General features: G+C 68.2%; 18 protein-coding genes and 1 tRNA gene. 10 read left to right on the top strand and 9 right to left on the bottom strand.

Annotation, left to right across the window (positions count from 1 at the left end):
- The first annotated feature begins 193 nt into the window (after positions 1-193).
- The 3 genes from ACQ5DX_RS26590 to ACQ5DX_RS26580 are packed head-to-tail and all read left to right on the top strand — an operon-like array spanning position 194 to position 3736.
- Entirely contained in the window at positions 194-2500 is a 2307-nt protein-coding gene (locus ACQ5DX_RS26590; protein WP_430335810.1) for a transglycosylase domain-containing protein, read from the top strand.
- 46 nt (positions 2501-2546) lie between these two features.
- Complete coding sequence (locus ACQ5DX_RS26585; protein ID WP_430335451.1) at positions 2547-3182, top strand: DUF2231 domain-containing protein; 636 nt, start codon at positions 2547-2549, stop codon at positions 3180-3182.
- Positions 3179-3736 carry a type 1 glutamine amidotransferase domain-containing protein gene (locus ACQ5DX_RS26580; protein WP_430335450.1) on the top strand — a complete coding sequence of 186 codons (558 nt, stop codon included), beginning with the start codon at positions 3179-3181 and terminating at the stop codon, positions 3734-3736. The genes ACQ5DX_RS26585 and ACQ5DX_RS26580 overlap by 4 nt, the downstream gene beginning before the upstream one ends.
- Positions 3737-3797: 61 nt before the next feature.
- Here ACQ5DX_RS26580 and ACQ5DX_RS26575 read toward each other — a convergent pair whose 3' ends face one another.
- Both ACQ5DX_RS26575 and ACQ5DX_RS26570 read right to left on the bottom strand, forming a co-directional pair.
- On the bottom strand, positions 3798-5426 hold the full coding sequence (locus ACQ5DX_RS26575; protein WP_430335449.1) for an amidohydrolase: 1629 nt from the start codon (positions 5424-5426) through the stop codon (positions 3798-3800).
- Positions 5427-5460: 34 nt separating this feature from the next.
- Positions 5461-6795: an MFS transporter gene (locus ACQ5DX_RS26570; RefSeq protein ID WP_430335448.1), complete on the bottom strand. Its 1335-nt coding sequence runs from the start codon at positions 6793-6795 to the stop codon at positions 5461-5463.
- Positions 6796-6918: 123 nt separating this feature from the next.
- Between ACQ5DX_RS26570 and ACQ5DX_RS26565 the strand changes: the two genes are divergently transcribed.
- Positions 6919-7806 carry a LysR family transcriptional regulator gene (locus ACQ5DX_RS26565; protein ID WP_430335447.1) on the top strand — a complete coding sequence of 296 codons (888 nt, stop codon included), beginning with the start codon at positions 6919-6921 and terminating at the stop codon, positions 7804-7806.
- 22 nt (positions 7807-7828) lie between these two features.
- Here ACQ5DX_RS26565 and ACQ5DX_RS26560 read toward each other — a convergent pair whose 3' ends face one another.
- Complete coding sequence (locus ACQ5DX_RS26560) at positions 7829-8305, bottom strand: GatB/YqeY domain-containing protein (protein ID WP_430335446.1); 477 nt, start codon at positions 8303-8305, stop codon at positions 7829-7831.
- Positions 8306-8369: 64 nt separating this feature from the next.
- Between ACQ5DX_RS26560 and ACQ5DX_RS26555 the strand changes: the two genes are divergently transcribed.
- From ACQ5DX_RS26555 to ACQ5DX_RS26545, 3 genes are all read left to right on the top strand, one after another.
- Complete coding sequence (locus ACQ5DX_RS26555) at positions 8370-9350, top strand: metallophosphoesterase (RefSeq protein WP_430335445.1); 981 nt, start codon at positions 8370-8372, stop codon at positions 9348-9350.
- Positions 9351-9405: 55 nt separating this feature from the next.
- Positions 9406-9482: transfer RNA gene (locus ACQ5DX_RS26550), tRNA-Pro, on the top strand.
- Positions 9483-9594: 112 nt separating this feature from the next.
- On the top strand, positions 9595-10635 hold the full coding sequence (locus ACQ5DX_RS26545) for an ABC transporter substrate-binding protein (RefSeq protein ID WP_430335444.1): 1041 nt from the start codon (positions 9595-9597) through the stop codon (positions 10633-10635).
- Positions 10636-10720: 85 nt separating this feature from the next.
- Here ACQ5DX_RS26545 and ACQ5DX_RS26540 read toward each other — a convergent pair whose 3' ends face one another.
- Complete coding sequence (locus ACQ5DX_RS26540) at positions 10721-12478, bottom strand: cholesterol oxidase substrate-binding domain-containing protein (protein ID WP_430335809.1); 1758 nt, start codon at positions 12476-12478, stop codon at positions 10721-10723.
- 180 nt (positions 12479-12658) lie between these two features.
- The gene (locus ACQ5DX_RS26535; protein ID WP_430335443.1) at positions 12659-13471 is read right to left on the bottom strand and encodes a metal-dependent hydrolase; all 813 of its coding nucleotides are present in this window, start codon (positions 13469-13471) and stop codon (positions 12659-12661) included.
- A gap of 154 nt (positions 13472-13625) precedes the next feature.
- Here ACQ5DX_RS26535 and ACQ5DX_RS26530 point away from each other — a divergent pair, with 154 nt between their 5' ends.
- The 3 genes from ACQ5DX_RS26530 to ACQ5DX_RS26520 are packed head-to-tail and all read left to right on the top strand — an operon-like array spanning position 13626 to position 17545.
- Positions 13626-14990, top strand: a complete 1365-nt coding sequence (locus ACQ5DX_RS26530) for an MFS transporter (protein WP_430335442.1) — start codon at positions 13626-13628, stop codon at positions 14988-14990.
- On the top strand, positions 14990-16456 hold the full coding sequence (locus ACQ5DX_RS26525; protein ID WP_430335441.1) for a pyridoxal phosphate-dependent decarboxylase family protein: 1467 nt from the start codon (positions 14990-14992) through the stop codon (positions 16454-16456). Before ACQ5DX_RS26530 ends, ACQ5DX_RS26525 begins: the two co-directional genes overlap by 1 nt.
- A 48-nt stretch (positions 16457-16504) precedes the next feature.
- Positions 16505-17545: a hypothetical protein gene (locus tag ACQ5DX_RS26520; protein ID WP_430335440.1), complete on the top strand. Its 1041-nt coding sequence runs from the start codon at positions 16505-16507 to the stop codon at positions 17543-17545.
- Between the two features lie 160 nt (positions 17546-17705).
- Here the strand turns inward: ACQ5DX_RS26520 and ACQ5DX_RS26515 are convergent, their stop codons facing one another.
- The 4 genes from ACQ5DX_RS26515 to ACQ5DX_RS26500 all read right to left on the bottom strand — a co-directional run bounded on the left by ACQ5DX_RS26515 (position 17706) and on the right by ACQ5DX_RS26500 (position 21006).
- Positions 17706-19172, bottom strand: coding sequence for a catalase (locus tag ACQ5DX_RS26515; protein WP_430335439.1), 1467 nt, complete (start codon positions 19170-19172; stop codon positions 17706-17708).
- 99 nt (positions 19173-19271) lie between these two features.
- A complete protein-coding gene (locus ACQ5DX_RS26510) occupies positions 19272-19721 on the bottom strand; it encodes a Fur family transcriptional regulator (protein ID WP_430335438.1) in 450 nt (149 codons plus the stop codon).
- Between the two features lie 174 nt (positions 19722-19895).
- Positions 19896-20327, bottom strand: coding sequence for an SRPBCC family protein (locus tag ACQ5DX_RS26505; protein ID WP_430335437.1), 432 nt, complete (start codon positions 20325-20327; stop codon positions 19896-19898).
- A gap of 49 nt (positions 20328-20376) precedes the next feature.
- The gene (locus tag ACQ5DX_RS26500; RefSeq protein WP_430335436.1) at positions 20377-21006 is read right to left on the bottom strand and encodes a TetR family transcriptional regulator; all 630 of its coding nucleotides are present in this window, start codon (positions 21004-21006) and stop codon (positions 20377-20379) included.
- Positions 21007-21056 lie beyond the last annotated feature (50 nt).

Genomic DNA, 21056 nt, shown 5'->3' with positions numbered 1-21056 from the left:
GGAGCTAATTTAGGTAAAGATCGCTCGCAGCGCAAGATCGAGAGCGTAGATTCTGGTACGCGCGTGCATTCTTCGTCGCATTTGCCCGGGTCAAAGCGGCTGTTCGTCGTCGAACGAGCGTCCAGTTCGGGTCGTCCACCGGGACAGTCGGTCCGTTCGACGTACTCTGTAGATCGTGTCGAGAGCCAAAACGATCGCCAAGCTCGCGGGATGTTCCGCACTCGCCGGTGTCCTCCTCGCCGGAGTGATGTTTCCGCTGGCAGGAGGCTTCGGCTTCGCCTCCAACCGCGCCACCGACGCCGTCGACAACGTCTCCGCGGAGCTCGTCGAGGGCACCGTCCCGGCGGTGACGACGATGACGGACGTCGCCGGCAACCCGATTGCGTGGATGTACGAGCAGCGCCGGTTCGAAGTACCGAGCGACCAGATCTCCAACGAGATGAAGTTGGCGCTGGTCTCGATCGAGGACAAGCGCTTCGCCGACCACAAGGGCGTCGACTGGCAGGGCACGCTGCGCGCGTTCATGACGAACACGACAAGCGGCGAGGTACAGCAGGGCGCCTCGACGATCGACCAGCAGTACGTCAAGAACTACCAACTACTGGTGGTCGCCAAGAACGATGCCGAGCGACGCGCCGCGATCGAGACCACGCCCGCCCGTAAGATCCGCGAGATCCGGATGGCGCTGACCCTCGACAAGAAGCTGAGCAAGGACGAGATCCTCACCCGGTACCTGAACCTGGTGCCGTTCGGCAACGGCTCGTTCGGCATCCAGGACGCCGCCCAGACGTACTTCGGTGTCGACGCCAAGGACCTGGACCTGACGCAGTCGGCGATGCTGGCCGGCATGGTGCAGTCCAGCTCGGCACTGAATCCGTACACGAACCCGGACGGTGTGCTCGAGCGCCGCAACACGGTCCTGGACACGATGATCGCGAACATCCCCGACCGGGCCGCCGAGATCCGGGCCGCCAAGGCCGCCCCGCTCGGCATGCTCCCCGAGCCGAAGGCTCTGCCGCGGGGCTGCATCGCCGCCGGCGACCAGGGCTTCTTCTGCGACTACGCGCTGCAGTACCTCGCGGCCTCCGGCCTGAGCCGGGACCAGATCAACCGCGGCGGCTACACGATCAAGACGACCCTCGACCCGACGGTGCAGAAGTCGGTGAAGTCGGCGCTCGTCGCCAACGCCGACCCGAAGCTCGACGGCATCGCGAACGTGATGAACGTGGTCCAGCCGGGCCAGGACCAGCACCGGGTGCTGGCGATGGCGTCGAGCCGCAGCTACGGCCTCGACACCGCCGCAGAGCAGACCGTGCAGCCGCAGCCGTACACGCTGGTCGGTCACGGCGCCGGATCGATCTTCAAGATCTTCACGACGGCGGCAGCGATGGAGAAGGGCCTCGGCACCAGCGCCGTGCTCGACGTGCCCCGGCGCTTCGAGGCCCGCGGCATGGGTAACGGTGGCGCACGCGGCTGCCCCGCGGCCACGTACTGCGTCGAGAACGCCAGCCCCAACTACGCGGCCAAGCTGTCGGTCACCGACGCGCTGGCACAGTCGCCGAACACCGCGTTCGTGAAGCTGATCGAGTCCACCGGCGTCACCCCGACGGTCGACATGGCCGTCCGGCTGGGCCTGCGCTCGTACACGGTGCCGGGCTCGTCCGGATTCGGTGACCAGAGCATGGCGGACATGCAGAAGCAGCAGAACCTCGGCTCGTTCACGCTCGGCCCCACGTGGGTCAACCCGCTCGAACTGGCCAACGTCGCGGCAACGCTGGGGTCGCACGGCAAGTGGTGCCCGCCGACGCCGATCGACTCGATCACCGACCGCGAGGGCAAGCCGGTCTCCATCACGCAGGAGGCCTGCGAGCAGGTGGTCGATCCGGGTCTGGCCGACACGCTGTCGGTGGCACTGAGCAAGGACGACCAACCGAGCGGCACGTCGTACGGGGCGGCCAACGCGGCCGGCTGGAAGCTGCCGATGTCGGGCAAGACCGGTACCACCGAGTCCCACATGTCGTCGGGATTCCTCGGGTTCACCAACAACCTGGCCGCGAGCGTGCTGGTGTACGGCGACTCCACGACGCCCGGCGAGATCTGCTCGGCGCCACTGCGTCCGTGCGGTGACGGCAACCTGTACGGCGGCACCGAGCCGGCCCGCACGTGGTTCCAGGCGATGATGCCGATCGTCGGCAACTTCGGCCCCACCGCGCTGCCCCCGGTCGACGAAAAGTACGTCAAGGGCTCGCAGAACGCGCAGGTGCCCGACGTCGTCGGCATGACGCAGGACGCCGCCGCGGCGGCACTCAAGGCAGCCGGTTTCACGGTGAACCCGGTGAACACCAAGTCGGATGCCCCGAAGGGCAACGTCACCGGCAGCGCGCCGTCGGGCCTGGCGGTGCCGGGGTCGGCGGTGACGGTCTACGTCAGCGACGGCTCGGTGAAGGCGTCGCCGTCGGGTACCGCCTCGCCGCGACCGACGGAGACGCCGGGCGGCTGATTCTTCCGCGGGTTTCGACCGGGCGGGTCCCGGGTAGTCGCGGAGCATGAATCTTCGTCATCTGTACAACCGGGCCGAGTCCGCGTCGTTCCTGGACGGGTTCAGCGCCGCGCTCCAGCACCGCATCCAGGCGGGGCTGGGGCGCACGCCGATCGGCGACCGTCTGCGCGGCGACTGGCTCGGCCATCCCGTGCATCCGGCCCTCGTCGCGATCCCGATCGGGGCATGGACCAGTTCCCTGATCTTCGACTCCTTCGGCGACCATCGCAGCGCGTGTCGGCTCATCGGCGTCGGGTTGCTCGCCTCGCTCCCGACGACCGCGACCGGCTGGGCGGACTGGAGCGAACGTGACGTCCGCCAGCGGCGAGTAGGACTGATTCACGCCGGATCCAACGCAACCGGCATCGCGCTGATGGCCGCGTCGTTCCTCGTGCGTCGGCGCGACCCCGCTGCCTCCAAACCATTGGCCGTGGGCCTGTCCGCGGCCGCGCTCGGTGCCGTCGGGGTCGGCGGTGCCCTGGGCGGGCACCTTGTTTTCGGGCAGGGTTCGGGTCTCGAGATGACCACGCCCAACGACGGACCAGCGTTCGACCCGGTTCTCGCCGAGGTCGATGCCGAAACCGAAACGCACGAGGGAAACGGCCATCGCCATCACGTACTGACCGGAAGGGGCCATCGATGACCGGCACACTCACGGGACGTACCGTCGCGATCCTCGCCACCAACGGTGTCGAGGAGTCCGAACTCGTCGAGCCACGCAAGGCTGTCGAGCAGGCGGGCGCCACCACGCAACTGCTGTCGCTGTCGATCGGACGGATCCAGGCGATGAAGGGCGACGTCCACACCGCGGGGCGTTACGACGTCGACGCCGTCGTAACGGACGTGACGATCGACGACTTCGATGCCCTGATCCTGCCCGGCGGAACGACCAATCCAGACCACCTCCGGCAGAACAAGAAAGCCGTTGCGTTCGTGCACGATTTCGTCGAGGCCGGGAAGCCTGTCGGCGCGATCTGCCACGGCCCGTGGACCTTGGTAGAAGCCGACGTCGTCCGCGGCCGCACTCTGACGTCGTACCCGAGCATTCGCACCGACATCAGCAACGCGGGCGGCAACGTCGTCGAGCGTGAGGTCGTCATCGACGGCGCGCTGGTGTCGAGCCGCAATCCGCACGACCTGCCGGCGTTCTGCGACGCGATCGTCGACGTGTTCGCGGCGACGACCACGCCGGTCTGACTGCGATCGCCTGCTCGCAGACCGACAGGCCCACGAGCAGGCGATCGCTGTACTGCGACTCTCAGTCGGCCTGGAACTCGACCTTGCCGTCCACGACAGTCTGTACCACCGAGACGTTGCGGATCCTCGTCACATCGATCTCGTAGAGGTCGTCGGACAACGCGACGAAGTCGGCGAGCATGCCGTGGGCCAGCACGCCCTTCCGGTCCTCCTGCCCGACCGCGTACGCGGAGCCGTAGGTGTAGGCGCGCACCGCCTCGTCCACGGTCAGTCGCTCGTCCGGTCCGAGCACGTGGCCCGACGCGGTGGTCCGGTTGACCATGTCGTGGATGGAGACCAGCGGGTTTCCGTCGGAGACAGGGGAATCCGTGGACCCGGGGATGACGATGCCGGCCTCGAGGAGCGACTTCATCCGGTAGATCTGATGCTCGAACTCCGGCTCCACGGCGGCCCGCATTCCGTCACCGAAGTCGGAGATGAAGGTTCCCTGCGGAACAGGCGTCAACCCGAGCGCGGCCGCCCGCGCGACCTGGCTGTCGCTCGTCAGCCCGAAATGCTCGATGCGGTGCCGCGCGTCGGGGCGCGGGGTGTCCTTCTGCGCCAGGGCGAACGCGTCCATAACGTGGTCGATGGCGGCATCCCCGATCGCGTGGGCGGCCACCGACCAGCCGGCGCGATGTGCCTCGACGACCATCGCCTCGAGTTCCTTCGGGTCGAACTGCATGACGCCGTGGTTGTGCGGCTCGCCGTGGTAGCAGTGGTGCATCGCCGCCGAGCGGCCGATGAAGGAACCGTCGGAGACGATCTTCACGGGGCCGATCCGAAAGCGGTCGTCGCCCAGGCCGGTTCGGATACCGAGGTCGAGCCCGCGCCAGCCCTCCCACCCCTCGATCCCGTGGAGGGTCGTGCAGTACGGCATCGCTGTCATGCGCGTGCGGAGGACACCCGACTCCACGGCGGCCTGAAAGATGCCGAGGTCGACCGGCGTGGAGCCGATCATGCGGTAGTCCCCGAGGCCCGGCTCCGTGACGGAGGTGAGGCCGTACCGGATCGCCTGATCGCTGGCGAGTTCGATGTGGTGCAGGAGATCCTCGGCCGAGATGGGCTTGACCAGCGGGTAGACCAGCTCCATCGCGCGTTCCTGCAGCAGGCCGGTCGCGCGGCCGGACTCGTCGCGCGCCACCGACCCACCCGGCACGTCGGGGACGCCGATGCCGCCGGGGAAACCGGCCAGCGCGAAGGCTGCGTTGTTGACCACGACCATGTGTCCGGAGACATGCTCGAGTAGGACGGGCCGGCCGCCGGCCGCCTTGTCGAGCGCGTTGGCGCTCGGGTGCGCTCCGGTCACGTTCTGGTCGTAGCCCGATCCGCGCACCCAGGCGTCGGGGGGCAACGTCTGTGCGCGCCCTGCGACCTCGCGGTAGAGATCGTCGAGGGTCGAGACGTTCGCCGGGCGAAGGTTGAGCTGCGCGAGCCTCGCACCGGTCATCGAGAGGTGGTAGTGAGCGTCGTGGAATCCGGGCAGGACCGGCGCCCCACCCAGGTCGTGGACCTCGGCCGCCGTCACACCGTCGAGTTCCTCGTCGAATCCGACGATCCGGCCGCCGAGGACGCCGACACGGGTCGCCGTCGGACGGCCAGAAGACAGCGTTCGAAATCGACCGTTCTCGAAAATGGCATCAAGACGCACTGGTGAAGTTCCTTCCGTACTTTGGTTCACAAGGTCAGGCGACTGCCGAAACAGCTTCCGCCGAATCAGGATTGGACAGTGCACGCTTCGCGATGGCACGCGACAGACCGATCACACCGATCAGCGTCGCCACCAGCATCACGGCGAAGAAGATCGCGACACCCCATGGGCTTCCGTCGGAGTTGTTGAGAATCCACTGAGCAACCAACGGGGTGGAACCACCGATCAGTGACGAGCACAGCTGGTAGGCGAGCGAGACACCGCTGTAGCGGATGTTGGCCGGGAACGCGGATGCGAGTGAATTCGCCAGCAGCGCATAGTAGGCCGTGCCGCCGAGGGTGACGACATAGAGCGTGATCGCAATGGTCGACGGGTTCGCGGACCCGATGGCGAAGAAGAACGGCACCACCATGATCAGACACAACGTCAGGCCACCGACCATAACCTTGAGCGCACCGACCCGTTCCGCGATCAGGGCGGCAATCGGCTGCCAGAAGAACTGCAGCACAGCCATTCCCAGCAGGACGTTGAGCATCGTCTGCCGCTCGATCCCGAGACTTCCAGTGGTCCACGACAGCAGGAAGGTGTTCGTGAAGTATGCGAGCGAGATGCCCATGATGGACGCGATGATCCCGAGAAACAGGATGCCCGGCACCGATCGGAAGACCGCGATCGTCGGCTGCTGGACGACTGCGTCGGACTTCCTCGTCGCCTCGAAGTCCGCGGACTCCTCGACTCCGGCGCGGATGATGAGACCGACGATCACGAGCACCGACGACATCAGGAACGGAATCCGCCATCCCCACGAGAGGAAGGCGTCGTTGGGCAGTTGACTGACGAGCATGAACATCAACGTCGCCAGAATCGAGCCCGCCGGCGAACCCTGCTGCACCCACGCACCGGCCCAGCCGCGCTTGTCCTCCGCGGAGTTCTCCGTCGCCAGCAGGACCGCCCCGCCCCACTCACCGCCGACGGCGAGTCCCTGGAGAGCGCGCAGAACGACCAGGAGAATCGGTGCCGCGACGCCGATCTGGGCGTAGCTGGGCAGCAGTCCGATGCACGTTGTGGCAACGCCCATGAGAAGCAGGGTCGTGACGAGCACGTTCTTGCGCCCGAAGCGGTCACCGAAGTGACCGAAGACGGCGCCACCGACCGGACGCGCGAGGAAACCGACCCAGAAGGTTGCAAAGGACGCCATGAGGGCGGCGCCGGGTGCGACCCCGGGGTAGAACACCTTGCCGAAGACGAGCGCCGCCGCGGTGCCGAAGATGTAGAAGTCGTACCACTCGGTGGCGGTACCGACGAACGCGCCGATAGTCGCCCGGCGCTGACGTGACAGCACCGCGTCAGATTGAGCTGTTGAGTTCATCGCTGCCCCTTCGAGAATTCACGGGGCCGAAGGTTCGACCCCGAAACGCAGTGGGATCAACTATCGGAGGTGCATTTATGCTTGTCCAATGACAATTCTGCGCGGGGGGTATACGTGAAGCGCATGATGCTTGCTGACGAGCTGGTCCAGTTTCTGGAGGTCGCGGCCGTGGGCTCGGTGAGCGCGGCGGCCACCCGCCAGCATCTGTCGCAGCCGACCGTCTCCCGGCGGATCGCGAAATTGGAGTCCGACCTGGGGGTGAAACTCTTTCGCCGAACCGTCTCCGGCATGGGGCTGACGCCGGCGGGCGAGGTCCTGCAGACGATGGCGCGCGACATCATCACCCGCACCGTTCGGGCGGGCGAGGTCATGGCCGCCCTCGACGGCGGAAATCAGATGTTCACATTGGTGTGCCCGGAGACGACCGCCAATCACTTCGTCGCGACGTTCATCGCGAGCGGCTCACCCATCCGGGAGATCGTGACCGCGCGCCCGAGCGACGTTTACCCCACCCTGCTCCAAGGGCTGGACCTCGCAGTGAATACCGCTGCGCCACCGGCGGAACTCTCGTCAGTCGAACTCGTGAGCTGTCCGATCATGGTGCAGTTCCGGGAGACCGGGCAGCGACGATCCGGGCACGACCCCATCGAACTGGCCGACCTACTGGCGATGGGAGGCCCGATCCTCGCCCCCGGCTACGGGAGTGCCATCGAACGAGCATTCCTGTCCACTGCAAGCGAACTCGGCGCCCACCCCACCGAGTTCTCCACGACGAGCAACGCCACGATCGCCCAGGCGCACGCGGCTGCAGGCAACGGCGTCGCCGTCGTGATCGAAGATCCGCGTTTCGGGCTCGACTGGGCGACCTTGACGAATGGCGGCGTCCCGATGTCCGTCCAGCTCTACGCCGCATGGGCCCCGGACCACTACGCCGAGCGGGAGATCCGGGCGGTGGCGCACGATTTGGGGCGGTGGATGACCGACATGGTGGCCACCCGCACCCTCGAATGAGGCCGAAACGACCCGGCGAGATCTACAGACGATCCTTGACGGACTTGGAGATTCGCGATCCGTCGGCCTTGCCCGCCGCGAGGGCGGTGGCCACCTTCATGACCTGACCCATCTGACGCATGCCGGGGCGCTCACCGAGCTCCTCCGCCACCTGCGCGATGGCGGTGTCGGCGACGTCGGCCAGTTCGGCGTCGGTGAGCGGGGTGGGCAGGTAGGAGTCGATGACCTGCGCCTCGGCCCGCTCGTTCGCGGCGAGTTCACCGCGGCCGGCCTCGGTGTAGATCTCGGCGGCCTCACCACGCTTCTTCGACTCCTTGGTGAGGATCTTGAGGACCTCGTCGTCGTCGAGTTCGCGGGCCTCCTTGCCGGAGGTCTCCTCCTTCTGCACCGCGGCCAGGATCATGCGCAGCGTCGACAGGCGCAGCTGATCCTTCGCCTTCATCGCGGTGGTGAGGTCGGCGCGGAGCTTGGACTTGAGCGTGGAAGCAGTGTCGGCCATGCGCCGAACGCTACGCGCCCGGCGCGGTGTCCTGCACCTTCATTGCCGACACCCGTATTCTGAAGTGGTGCCTGATCTGTCTTCCCGTATCCCGAACCGCAGCGCCCTGAACCGGGCCGCGCTCGCCACGGCGGGCGCCGCCGCACTGGGCATCGGCTACGCGTCGCTGATCGAACGCAACGCGTTCGCCCTCCGGGAGGCGACCATGCCGGTCCTCGCACCCGGGTCGGCGACCCTGCGGGTTCTGCACATCAGCGACCTGCACATGATGCCGAACCAGAAGCTCAAGCAGAACTGGCTGCGCGAGCTGGACCGGCTCGAGCCCGACCTCGTCGTCAACACCGGCGACAACCTGTCGCATCCCAAGTCGGTGCCGGCCGTGGTGCAGTCGATGGGCGGCCTGCTAGCGCGGCCGGGCCTGTTCGTGTTCGGCAGCAACGACTACTTCGCCCCCAAGCCGAAGAACCCGTTCAAGTACTTCAAGAAGGAGCACCGCCGGGTGCTCGGCGCGCCGCTGCCGTGGGCCGACCTGCGGGCCGCGTTCACCGAACGCGGCTGGCTCGACGTCACCCACGTGCACCGCGACCTCGAGGTCTCGGGCGTGCGCATCGCGTCCGCCGGCGTCGACGACCCGCACCTCAAGCGGGACCGCTACGACACCATCGCCGGCCCGCCGAATCCGCTCGCGCAGCTCAAGCTGGGCATCACGCACTCCCCCGAGCCGCGGGTCCTCGATCGGTTCGCCGACGACGGCTACGACCTGGTGCTGGCCGGGCACACGCACGGCGGACAGCTGTGCCTGCCGTTCTACGGTGCGCTGGTGACCAACTGCCAGCTGGACCGTTCCCGCGTGAAGGGGCCGTCGCGCTGGGGTGCGCACATGCGGCTGCACGTGTCCGCGGGCGTCGGCACATCGCCGTACGCGCCGGCCCGGTTCTGCTGCCGCCCCGAGGCGACGCTGCTGACCCTGGTCCCCGCACCGCGCGAGAACACCGCCACCGCACGCGGCAGCGCGGCCGTAGAGGGCGCCGTTTTGGGCCGCTGACCAGCCGATTTAATCCCCGGCGAATCCGTGTTGTAAGCTATCCGAGGTTCAACACCGGGGTGTGGCGCAGCTTGGTAGCGCGCTTCGTTCGGGACGAAGAGGTCGTGGGTTCAAATCCCGCCACCCCGACCAGTGAAGAACAGAAAGACCCCGTCCGGCTCGTTCGGACGGGGTCTTTCTCGTTTCGCGACTTCGCCTCCCTCCCGCCGGAAGCGCCACAATCCACACAGGCTAGCCTGACCTAATGTTCGTTCGATCCTCGTTCCGCAAGCGGGCCTCGGTTCGTGTTGCGATGCTCGCCCTCGCGACCGTGTTCGCGGCCACCGCGTGCGGCTCCTCCGACAACGCCGCCGACGCCCCGGCCGGCAACACCGATGTCGCGACCGGCGGCCGCCTGTTCGCGACCGCCGACACCGCCACGGCGGAGCTGGGCAGCGACGCACAGCCCGGTCAGTTCCCCCGCACCGTCAAGCACGCGCTCGGCGAGACCGTCATCGAGAAGAAGCCCGAGCGCGTGGTCGTGCTCGACGGCGGCGAGCTGGACGACGTCCTGTCGCTCGGCATCACGCCGGTCGGCATCGCGAGCCCGGAGGGTGTGTCGGGTCAGCCGTCGTACCTGGCGGACAAGCTGGCGGGCGTCCCCGACGTGGGCACCACCAACAACCTGAACCTCGAGGCGATCACCGCCCTGCAGCCCGACCTGATCCTGGGCAGCAAGCTGCGCGCCGACAAGCTGTACCCGCAGCTGTCGCAGATCGCACCGACGGTGTTCAGAATCCGCCCGGGCTTCCCGTGGAAGGAGAACTTCCTGCTCGTCGCCGACTCCGTCGGCGAGGAGGCGAAGGCCGAGTCGGTGCTCAACGACTACCAGACCCGCGCGAACGCGGTCCGCGACGGCATCCAGGGCGATCCGTCGATCTCGTTGGTGCGCTTCATGACCGGCAAGACCCGCCTGTACGGCAACCTGTCGTTCATCGGCGTGATCCTGCAGGACGTGGGCCTGCGCCGCCCGGACGTGCAGAACATCGAGGAGCTCGCGGTCGAGGTGAGCCCCGAGACCATCACGCAGGCCGACGGCGACTGGGTGTTCTACTCCACCTACGGCAAGCCCGACACCACGGCCGAGGCCCAGGTGCTGGGCGGCCCGCTGTGGGCCGGCATGAGTGCCGTCAAGAACGGCAAGGCGGTCCAGGTGTCCGACGAGACCTGGTTCCTGGCGCTGGGTCCGACGGGCGCGATGATCGTGCTCGACGACCTGCAGAACATCTTGGGCGGCAAGCAGTAACGCTTCCGACGCTGACGAGGCCCGGCACCGGATTCGGCGCCGGGCCTCGTCGTTTCTTCACTCGCGTGCGCCGCAGGAGGGGGATCTACGGCAGCAATCGGTCGTGGAAGCTGTTGGCGAAGACGCGATGCGGATCGAGCGCGTCGAGCCCGGTCCGCGCGGCGTTCCAGTTGCCCGACGCCGGGATGCCGGTGGTGAAGGCGGCGGGGATGATCTGGGTCAGCCATTCCTCGTCGCGATAACCGCCCTGGTCGGTGAAGGCCCAGCCCTTGGCCCACTCGGATCGGAACGTCGCGTAGTTGCCCGAGAAGTTCTGGACCATGAAGCGTTCCAGCTCGCGGAGGTACTCGGCCGCGCCGGCGGTCCCGGGCAGCGTGGTGACGTTCATCCAGATGCAGGTGTCCCACTCCGGGTGATCCGGCCGCGGACGCACCGCGGACAGGTTCGGCGGGCCGGCCGATTCGACGAGCACCTCGGACTGGTCGTCGACGCCGCACATGCGGACCTCGAACGCACAGTTGATGGGGTACTTACCCTGCGCCGCAAGCTCGGTCATCCGATTGTTGTGCCACGTCGTGACCTCGTTGATGGCCCGCTGGATGTTCGACCGCTTGGTGAGCACGACACCACCGCCGGCGATCACCCGGAGCGTGGTGTGGCGCAGGTAGAACAGCACGTCCTTGGACCAGCCCCACAGGTCACCGGTGTTGGTGAGCGGGATGCCGGCCTGAACGGCGGCGAGCTGCGCCGCGCCGAACACGGGCGTCGCGGACTGCATGCCTTCCATCACCTGGCCGAGCGGAGTGGTCACGAATTCCGGGATGGTGTCGGTGAAGAAGTAGTTGTAGGGGCCGAACACCTCCCGCGACTGCGCCGGCTTCACCGGCGTCGGGGTCCAGACCTTGAGCCACGGCTTGTCGGTGAACGGGAACCAGATGGCCTCCACGCGGCCGGACTTCTCGACGTAGCTCTCGTAGGTGCGTCCCGGCGATCCCGCGGGCGCGAACATCTCCTGCCACGGAATATCGAGGAACGTTTCGCAACGGACGCGCGCGTTCGCACCGGCCTGCAGGGTCACCGAGGTGACGAAGGTGCGGCCCAGATGCGTCAGCAGCGGCGTGATCTCGGGCTCGGCACGGGTGAATTCGCGTAGCACGTACCGGCCCGAACCGGCGTCCCACACCACGGCCGTCATGCCCAGGATGAGGTTCGACAGCGAACCGAAGGACTGACCGGGAGTCGCCTTCTCCCCCGGTGCCGGATAGGTGGCGCCGTGGGCTCCGATCGCGAGTGCACCCGCGATCGACAGTTCACCGATGGCCGGGGCGTTCGCCCATCCGAGACCCTCCTTCTCGAGAGCCGCGAGAACCGCCTCGATGGTGGCGCCCGCCCCCGCGGTCACGCGGGCCGGAGAACCGCTCCGGTCCACGCTCACGGAGTTCAGGTTCGACATGGTGTCGACGAGCAGGACCTTCTCGACGCTTTCGCCGGGGACCACCGTGAACGGGCTCCAGCCGTGCATCGTGCCTTTGGCGCGGACGCGGTAACCGTTGTCCTTGGCCCAGTTCGCGAGCCGGACGACGTCGTCCGGGGTGCGCGCGGTCGCGGTCCACACGGCGTCGAACGCGATGTCCTTGGCCCAGTTGACGTACGCCTGCTGGGCGAGGGGGATGTCCTCGGGGAAGGCCGGCGGGACCGGAAGGTTGGACACCGGGCCGCTCGAGCCGGCGGAACCGCTCGATCCCGCGGGGAGAGCGAAGGCCGGAGTCCAGCCCATGCCCGCCATGGCCGCGGCCCCCGCCGCAGCGCCCGCGGCGCGCCCGAGGAATCCCCTGCGGGACATTCCGTTACGTGCCTCGCTCGTCGACATCACGTTCTCGTCGGCATCCACCGGTTCGACTCCGATCCACTCGTCGGGAAAGCGGCGCACGGAACCTCGCCGCGTGATCTGGGAGTCAAACTAGAACAAGTTCGGTTCCGATGCCAGTGGTTCCGTAATTCTCGTCGGAGTGAGTTGTCCGGTCTACCGTTCGACGGGAACCGAGTTCCGCAGCGCGTCGGTGATCGCCTCGGGTGCGCCGTCCACCGCCCACACCGCGAGCCCGATGGCCGCGATCGTCAGCAGCGGGCCCAGCACGGCGCGCTCGAATCCGCCGCCGGCCCGGATGGCGAGAAAGGACGGCAGCCGCAACTCCCACCACCGGCGGCCGCCGAGGGGCACGAACGGCGCCAGGAACGGCACCCCCTCCTTGGTGATCATGTCGCCGAGGCAGTGCGTCGCGCACCCCAGCGCGACCGCCACCCCGAGCCCCGTCGAGCCCACCTGGTCGGGGAACCACTGCCACGTGAGAATCGACAGGAACGCCGAGACGCCGGTGACGACGAGCCACCCCTTGTCCCGCGCCCAGTTCCCGGCGAGGCCGCGCAGCGCCAGGCCGAGCGTGAAAAAGAGCGTGATGATGATGGCGGTGCGGCCGAACTGGCCGACCAGCGCCGAGATCCCGGCGCCGAGTCCGGCCGCGAACAGTGCCGTGTGCGTGAGGGTGCGGTGGCCGCCCCGGCGGTTCCCGTCCTTGCGCCCCTTCGTCAGCCGGTACACACCGATCGAGACCGAGTCGACGCCCGCGGCCAGCGTCTTCGAGATCGGCCCGAACGAGCGCGCGACGGTGGACTGGGTGGTGTCGAGGTCCGGCAGGAGGGCGGCGCCGGCGCAGACCCCCGCGAACGCGAACGTCTCGGCGGTGGAGGTGGGGCCACCCCAGTCCGTCGGGAGCAGATCTGCGACGGCGAGGCCGACCACAGCACCGGACATTGCGTGGGTTGCACCCATCACCATAGGGGGACAGCACCTTTCGAGCACCGACGACAGAACACCAACGACGGAGGGGTCCGGCGCGGCTGCCCCGGACCCCTCGCCGCAGACGCTAGCAACGACCACCGACACGCGTGTTCGACGGCCATGACGGGCTGTTGCCGCCTAGATTGACGCCATGACGAGCACCTCCGCACCCGCGACGACGCGGCTGAGCCCCGCGACGATCCGCGGCTATGCCCTGGGATCGGTCGGCACCGGCGGCTTCTCGACGCTGCCGGGACTGGTACTGGCGTACTACCTCACCGACACGCTCGGGGTCGCCGCGGCGGTGGCGACGTTCGTGGTGTTCGCGCCGAAGGCGCTCGACGTGGTGCTCAATCCGGCGATCGGTTCGCTCAGCGACTCGTGGGCCCGTCGGACCGGCAGCCGACGCCGGTTCCTCACCCTCGGTGCGACGCTGCTGCCGGTGTTCTTCGTCCTCACCTTCGCGGTGCCCGACGGCGTTGCCCCGACCGCGGGGGCCGTGTGGGTGGCGGTGGCGTTCACGGCTTCTGCGGTGGCGTTCAGCCTCTTCCAGGTTCCCTACATCGCGATGCCGGCCGAACTCACCGACGACTACCACGAACGGGCCCGGCTGATGGCGTGGCGCGTCGCCGTCCTCGGCATCGCGATCCTGCTGTTCGGCGCGGGCGGCCCACAGCTACGTGAAGTCGGCGGTGGCGGACATTGGGGCTACCTGGTGATGGGGATCGTCGCCGGAGGGGTGCTGGGGTTGGGCATGTTCGCGGCCTCCCGCGTGGCCCCCAGCCATCCGACAACGACGTCGGAGGTCGGCGCAGACACCTCGTTCTCGGCCTCGCTGCGCGTCGTCCGATCCAGCCGCCCGTTCCGAATGCTGTTGACGGCGTCGGCGCTCCAGGCCTTCGCGACGGGCACGATGCTCGCCGCCGCACAGTACGCGGCCACATACGTGCTCGGTAACGAGGATTCGGTGTCGTACCTGTTCGCCGCGCTGGTCGGACCGGCGGTGGCGGTGATGCCGTTGTGGTCGCGGCTGGTCCGCTCGTGGGGCAAGCGTCGCGCCTATCTCCTGGCCACGAGCCTGTTCCTCGCCGCGGGCCTCGCACTGCTGGGGATGTTGGTCGACACCGGTGGATGGGTGTACGCGGCGGTCGGGGTCGCCGGCGTCGGCTATGCGGGCATGCAGATGCTGGGCATGTCGATGCTGCCCGACGTCATCTCCGATCACGAGCGGCGCGAGGGTGGATCGGTGCGCGCCGGGGCGTTCAGCGGCGTGTGGACGGCCGTCGAGACCATCGGCCTCGCACTGGGTCCGGCACTGGTCCTGGCGATCCTCGCGGTCACTGGATTCGTCTCGTCCACCGGCGACCAGCACGCCGTCCAGTCCCAGACCGCGGTCGACGGCATCGTCCTCGCTCTCTCCGCGGCCCCCGCGATCCTCTCCGCCCTCAGCCTCGTCGCACTGTCGCGGTACCGACTCGCCGCCGAGGACGCCCACGCACAGAACGGAAGCCACTGATGCAGTTCCGCCTCGACCCCGCCGACATCCTCGCCCGACTCGACGCGCTGCGCGCAACCGACGCCCCGACGTCGGGCGGACGCCTGCTGTCGTACGTGTACGACCCGGGGGTGACCGAGCTGGCCGACCTCGCGGGCGCGGCCGCGCTGCGGGCGCAGCCGCTGAACGGATTGGATCCCACCGCATTTCCGTCGATCGCGACGATGGAACGCGACCTGGTCGCGTTGGGCCGGGACGTCCTCGCGGGCGGCGACCCGGACGTGGTCGGCAGCGTCACCAGCGGCGGCACCGAAAGCTGCATGCTCGCGGTGAAGTCCGCGCGCGACACGTGGCGGGCCCGCACCGGCGCCGAGCACCGTCCGACGCTGCTGGTGGGCGCCACCGCGCACGCCGCGTTCCAGAAGGCCGCCCAGCACCTCGATCTGCGACTCCAGGTGCTGCCGGTCGACCCGACGACCGCGCGGTTGCGGGCCGACGACGTCGCCGCCGCCCTGTCCCCCGACGTCGCGCTGGTGGTCGCGAGCGCGCCGTCGTACCCGCACGGTGCGCTCGATCCGATCGCCGCGATCGCGGAAGTGTGTGCGGCGCAGGACGTCGCGTTGCACGTCGACGGCTGCATCGGCGGCTGGGTGCTGCCGTGGTGGCCGGGCGCGGACGAGCGTCGCTGGGACCTGACCGTCCCCGGGGTGACCAGCCTGTCGGTGGATCTGCACAAGTACGGGTACGCCCCCAAGGGTGTCTCGCTGCTGCTCTTCCGTGACCGCGACCGGCACCGCGCGCACTGGTTCGCGACCACCCGCTGGCCCGGCTACGCGGTGGTCAACCCGACGCTGCTCGGGTCCCGCAGCGCGATGCCGATCGCGGCGGGCTGGGCGGTGACGCAGGCGTTGGGCGAGCAAGGATTCGGTGAACTCGTGGCGCCGATGGTGCGCGCGACGAACAGGATCGCGGAGGCGATCGACGGGATCGAGGGGCTGCGCGTGGTCGGCGACCCGGTGGGCCCGCTGCTGGCGATCGCGACCGACGAAGCGGTGCCCGTCGACCGCCGGGTCGATCCGCACCGCTGGTCCGACGCCGCCGACGAGGACGGCTGGGCACTGCAGCCGCAGCCGCGGCACGTCCAACCCGACGGCACCGTGCTGCCGCGGACCACCCACCTGACGATCACGCCGGTCACCGAGACCGTCGTCGACGCGCTGGTCGCCGCGCTGACGAATGCCGCCGACCGCACCCGCGGCGTCCCCGGGGCGAGCGCACCCGCCGAGTTCGTCGCCGCCGCGGCCCACATCGATCCCGCCGAGCTGACGAGCGAGATCAGCGCGGGCGTCCTCGCGTTGGCCGGACTCGACCCGAAGGCCGGCCTCGAAGGCCCCAAAGCCGACATTCTCGCGCTCGTCGAGGAATTGCCGGCGCCGGTCGCCGAGCGCCTGCTGGTCGAGTTCCTCGCGCGGTTCCTCGAGCCGTGAGTAGGTAGACCCCTACCGGAGACGGCTCGACGTGGTCACACTCGATGTATGGCAGCGACGTCGACGCAGTCAACGAATGCCTCGCAACCGGAATCGCAACCGCGCCCGCGACCAGGCCCGCAACCGGGCAATAGTTCGATCGCACGCGGAACCGTCGTCCCCGTTCTGGTCGGGCTGCTGATCGGGGCGATCTTCGCAGCGGTGTTCCTCGCGGCATTCCACGATCCGAGGCCCCACGACTTACCGGTGGCGGTCGTCGGCCCGCCACCGGTCACGGATGCGGTCGCGGCGCAGTCCGCGGCGGGCGGCGACGCCTTCGACGTGCGCCCGTACGCCTCCCCCGAGATGGCGCGCGAGGCGGTGAGAACGCACGCGGTCTCCGGGGCCTTCGTGGCGGGGACCCCCGCCTCGGAATTGATCGTCGCCGGCGCGAACGGACCGTCGGTCACCGAGGTGCTCACGCATGCCTTCGGCGCGGCGGCGGCGGCATCCGGCGCGACACTGACGGTGACCGACATCGCTCCGTTGGCGGCGGGCGACTCGCGTGGATTGTCCGTGTTCTACGCCGCATTCGGGGTCGTGCTGGCCGGTTTCCTCTTCGGCCTGACGAGCATGCAGGCCGGCCCGCGCCTGCCCGCGCTCTGGCGCGCGGTGAGCGCGGTGGTCTTCGCATTCCTGGTGAGCATCGTCGTCGCCTGGCTCGTCGGGCCGGTCTTCGACGCCCTGCCGGCGTCGTTCCTCATGACCGGCACGCTCATCGGCCTGCTCGCGCTGGCCGTCGGCGTCACCACCGCGGCCCTGCTCAAACTCCTCGGGCCCGTCGGGATCTTCGTCTCCGCCGTGGTCCTGCTCGTGTTCGGGAACGCCACCAGCACCGGCATCCTGCCTGCCCAGTTCCTTCCGGGGTGGCTCGAGCCCCTGACCGGCATCCTTCCGGTCGGCGTCACCGTTCGGGCCCTGCGCGGCGCCGCCTACTTCGACAACGACGGCGTCGCGTCCGGCATCGCCGTCCTCGAGGCCTGGATCTTCGGCGCCGTGATCCTGTACGGGATCGCAGTCGTTGTCCAACGCCGACGGCGGGGAGCATGATGGAGGCAATACCGACATAGGAGGCGGTTATGGACACTCTGCTTCTATGGCTGGCTGCCACCCTCATCTACTGGTGGGGGCTGCTCCCCTGACGCGATGAGCCAAGGAGGAAGGACCCGTTCCGAGAACGCTCCGGAACGGGTCCTTCCTCGTCATCGCACTACTTCAGGCCGGCGCGCACGCCTTCCTCGATCTTCTTGCCGAGTTCGGCGTCCACGTTCTTCCAGTACTCGAAGACGCGAGCGAGCACCGGTTCCTGAACACCACCGAGGACGTGGCCGACGACGTTGCTCACCAGACGCTCCCGGGACGCGTCGTCGAGGACCTCGCGGACCAGGGTTCCGGCCTGGGTGAAGTCGCCGTCCTCCGGGTGCTGGATGTACCCGGCCCGCACGGCCTCACCGTCGAACGCCCACAGGCCCTCGTCGCCGGCCGCCGCCGGGTCGGCGTGCGGCCCACCGAACGAGTTGGGCGCGTACACCGGGGTGTCGGCAGTGTTGAACGTGTACCGCATCGCGCCCTCCTTGGAGTAGGAGTTGACGGGCGCCTTGGGCGCGTTCACCGGCAGGTCGGCGTAGTTGGTGCCGATGCGGTAGCGGTGTGCGTCGGCGTACGAGAAGACGCGGCCCAATAGCATCTTGTCGGGGCTGAATCCGATGCCGGGCACCACGTTCGACGGCTCGAACGACGCCTGCTCGATCTGCGCGTGGAAGTTCTCCGGGTTGCGGTTGAGGGTCCACTTGCCGACCTCGATCAGCGGGTAGTCCTTCTGCGACCACACCTTGGTGAGGTCGAACGGGTTGAAGCGGTAGCCCTCCGCGTCGCCGACGGGCATGATCTGCACCTTCAGGGTCCAGCTCGGGAACTCGCCCCGCTCGATCGCGTTGTACAGGTCGGCGCGGTGGTAGTCCGGGTCCGAGCCGGCCAGCCGATCCGCCTCGGCCTGCGTGAGGAACTCGATACCCTGGTCGGTCTTGAAGTGGTACTTCACCCAGAAGCGCTCGCCGGCCGCGTTCACCCACTGGTAGGTGTGCGAACCGAATCCGTCCATGTGCCGCCACGTCTTCGGGATACCGCGGTCACCCATCAGCCACGTCACCTGGTGCGCGGTCTCCGGGCGGAGGGTCCAGAAGTCCCACTGCATGTTGTGGTCGCGCAGACCCGATCCCGGCAGCCGCTTCTGCGAGCGGATGAAGTCCGGGAACTTGATCGGATCCTTGATGAAGAAGATCGGCGTGTTGTTGCCGACGAGGTCGTAGTTGCCTTCCTCGGTGTAGAACTTCATCGCGAAACCACGCGGGTCGCGCCACGTGTCGGGGCTGCCCTGCTCGCCGGCGACGGTGGAGAAGCGCACCAGCGACTCGGTCTTCTTACCGGGCTGCAGGAACTTCGCCTTGGTGTACTTGCTGACGTCACCGGTGATGACCAGCTCGCCGAATGCGCCACCGCCCTTGGCGTGCACGATTCGCTCCGGGACCCGCTCCCGGTTGAACTGCGCGAGCTTCTCGATCAGGTAGTGGTCGTGGAGGAGGATGGGGCCCTGCGTTCCCGCGGTGAGCGATTCGTCGTCGCTGCTGACGGGAATTCCGAAGTTGTTCGTCGTCGGACGTGATTTTGCGGACGTCATTTCTGCGAAGCCTCCTTGCACTGATGGGCTGGCTGTCTTCGAATGGTTCGACCCGCCCGATCCGGGCACATCATTTCGATTCTGTGAGCTGGCAACCGTCTACGCCCCGGTTTTCGCGGAATCCTTCCGGCAGCCGGGACACAGTCCCCAGAACACAACCTCGGCTTCGTCGAGCTCGAAGCCGTGGTCGTTCGAGGGCTCCAGGCAGGGAGCATGGCCGACGACGCAGTCCACGTCGACGACCGTGCCGCAGGAGCGGCACACCAGGTGGTGATGGTTGTCCGCGGTGCGGGTCTCGTACCGCGCCGGCGAGCCCGCGGGCTCGATACGGCGCAGCAACCCCACCCGGACGCAGGCCCCGAGCACGTCGTAGATCGCCTGGGTCGAGACCGACCCGAGCTGGTGACGTACCTCGGTGGCGATCTCGTCCGCGTCCGAATGCGGGTTGGCGGCAACCGTGTTCAGAACCGCAACGCGTGGAGCCGTGACCCGCAGACCCGCGTCCCGTAGCCGGGTGCGGGGGTCGAAGTCGTGCTCTCGTTGTTGCATGAACCCAGTATGGCCCTTTTCTGGAATAAGTCAAAAGAACGACTGGGTCCAGATAAATCGACACTCGCCCCTGGAAAGCTGAAGGGTCCCTTCGTGCGCTGTCAGCGCATGAAGGGACCCTTCAGCTCTCCGCCGGCCCCGGCAGCACACCGGGGCCGAGCGGTCTCACGTCGATCAGGCGTTCGCGAAGTGCGCCTGCACCGCCTGCAGACCGGCCACGTACACGCCGTCTCCGAAGATCTGCTCCACGGTGGCGACGGCGTCGTCCTCGGACTTGTACTCGGCGCTCCACCGGATCTCGGATCCCTCACCCTGCGGGGTCACCGCGAGCGTGGCGACGTAGTCGCTGATCGGGAGCATCGGATCGAGCACCTGGTAGCTGTACGTGCGCGCCGCGGGATCGCGGGCGACGAGAAGCTCCCGCGCGACGACGCGGCCGTCGACCGAGAAGGTGCGGATCGAACCGACCTGCGTCGGATCACCCTCGAGTTCCGCCGGCGGCACGGTGGGGTGCCACGCACCCAGACCGTCGAAGTTGCCGATGTGGGCCCAGACGGCATCCGCGTCGGCGTCGACGACGATGCTGCGTTCCAGTGAACGATCCATTCTGCTCTCTCCGTTTCTACTGTCGAACTTCTTCCGAAGCGATTGGGGGTCAGGCGTTTCGCGTCGACTGACCGACGTCGAGACGCAGGACCGAAAGGGCGGACTCCGCCAACTGTCCGACGTCGGCGGGACCGGCAGGATCGTCCGGATCGCACGTCACCCAGTACTCGAGAGCGACGGTGAGCGCACCGATCAGGGTGTGCGACAACAGCCTTGCCTCGATGCCGGCCGGATCCAGCCCGGCGCGCTCCGCGAGGTGGGTGCGCATGTCGTCGGCGAGGTCGTGGGCGGCGACCATCCACCGCGCCCGGATGCCCGCCACGGACGTCAGGATGACGAACAGGTCGCGGGTGGAGACGAATTCGGCGTACCGGTCCTGCCGCAGGCACTCGACGAAGGCCTCGTGCACCGCGACCGCCACGGACTCGTCCGCCGGACGGGCGGCGAGATATCCCGCGAAGTCGCGGATGCCGGAGGTCAGCACCGGCGTGAGCGTGTCCTCCTTGGCCTCGCAGTGCCGGTAGAACGTGCGCACCGAGATCCCGGCGCCCTGAGCGATGTCCTCGACCGATGTCGCGTCGAAGCCGTCGGCGATGAACAGTTTGGCGGCGGCCGCCGCGATGTCCATGCGCACCGCATCGCGCCGACGCTCGGCCAATCCACGCTGGTCGCGCTCCACGAATCACCTCCGAAATGTGTCTTGACACACACTAGCAGCGTGTCACAGAC

The sequence above is a fragment of the Rhodococcus sp. ACT016 genome (assembly GCF_050477185.1).
In the GTDB taxonomy this organism is placed as follows: Bacteria; Actinomycetota; Actinomycetes; order Mycobacteriales; family Mycobacteriaceae; genus Prescottella.
The sequence above is the reverse complement of the archived record's forward strand: the minus strand, read 5'-3'. Positions and strand labels throughout refer to the sequence as shown.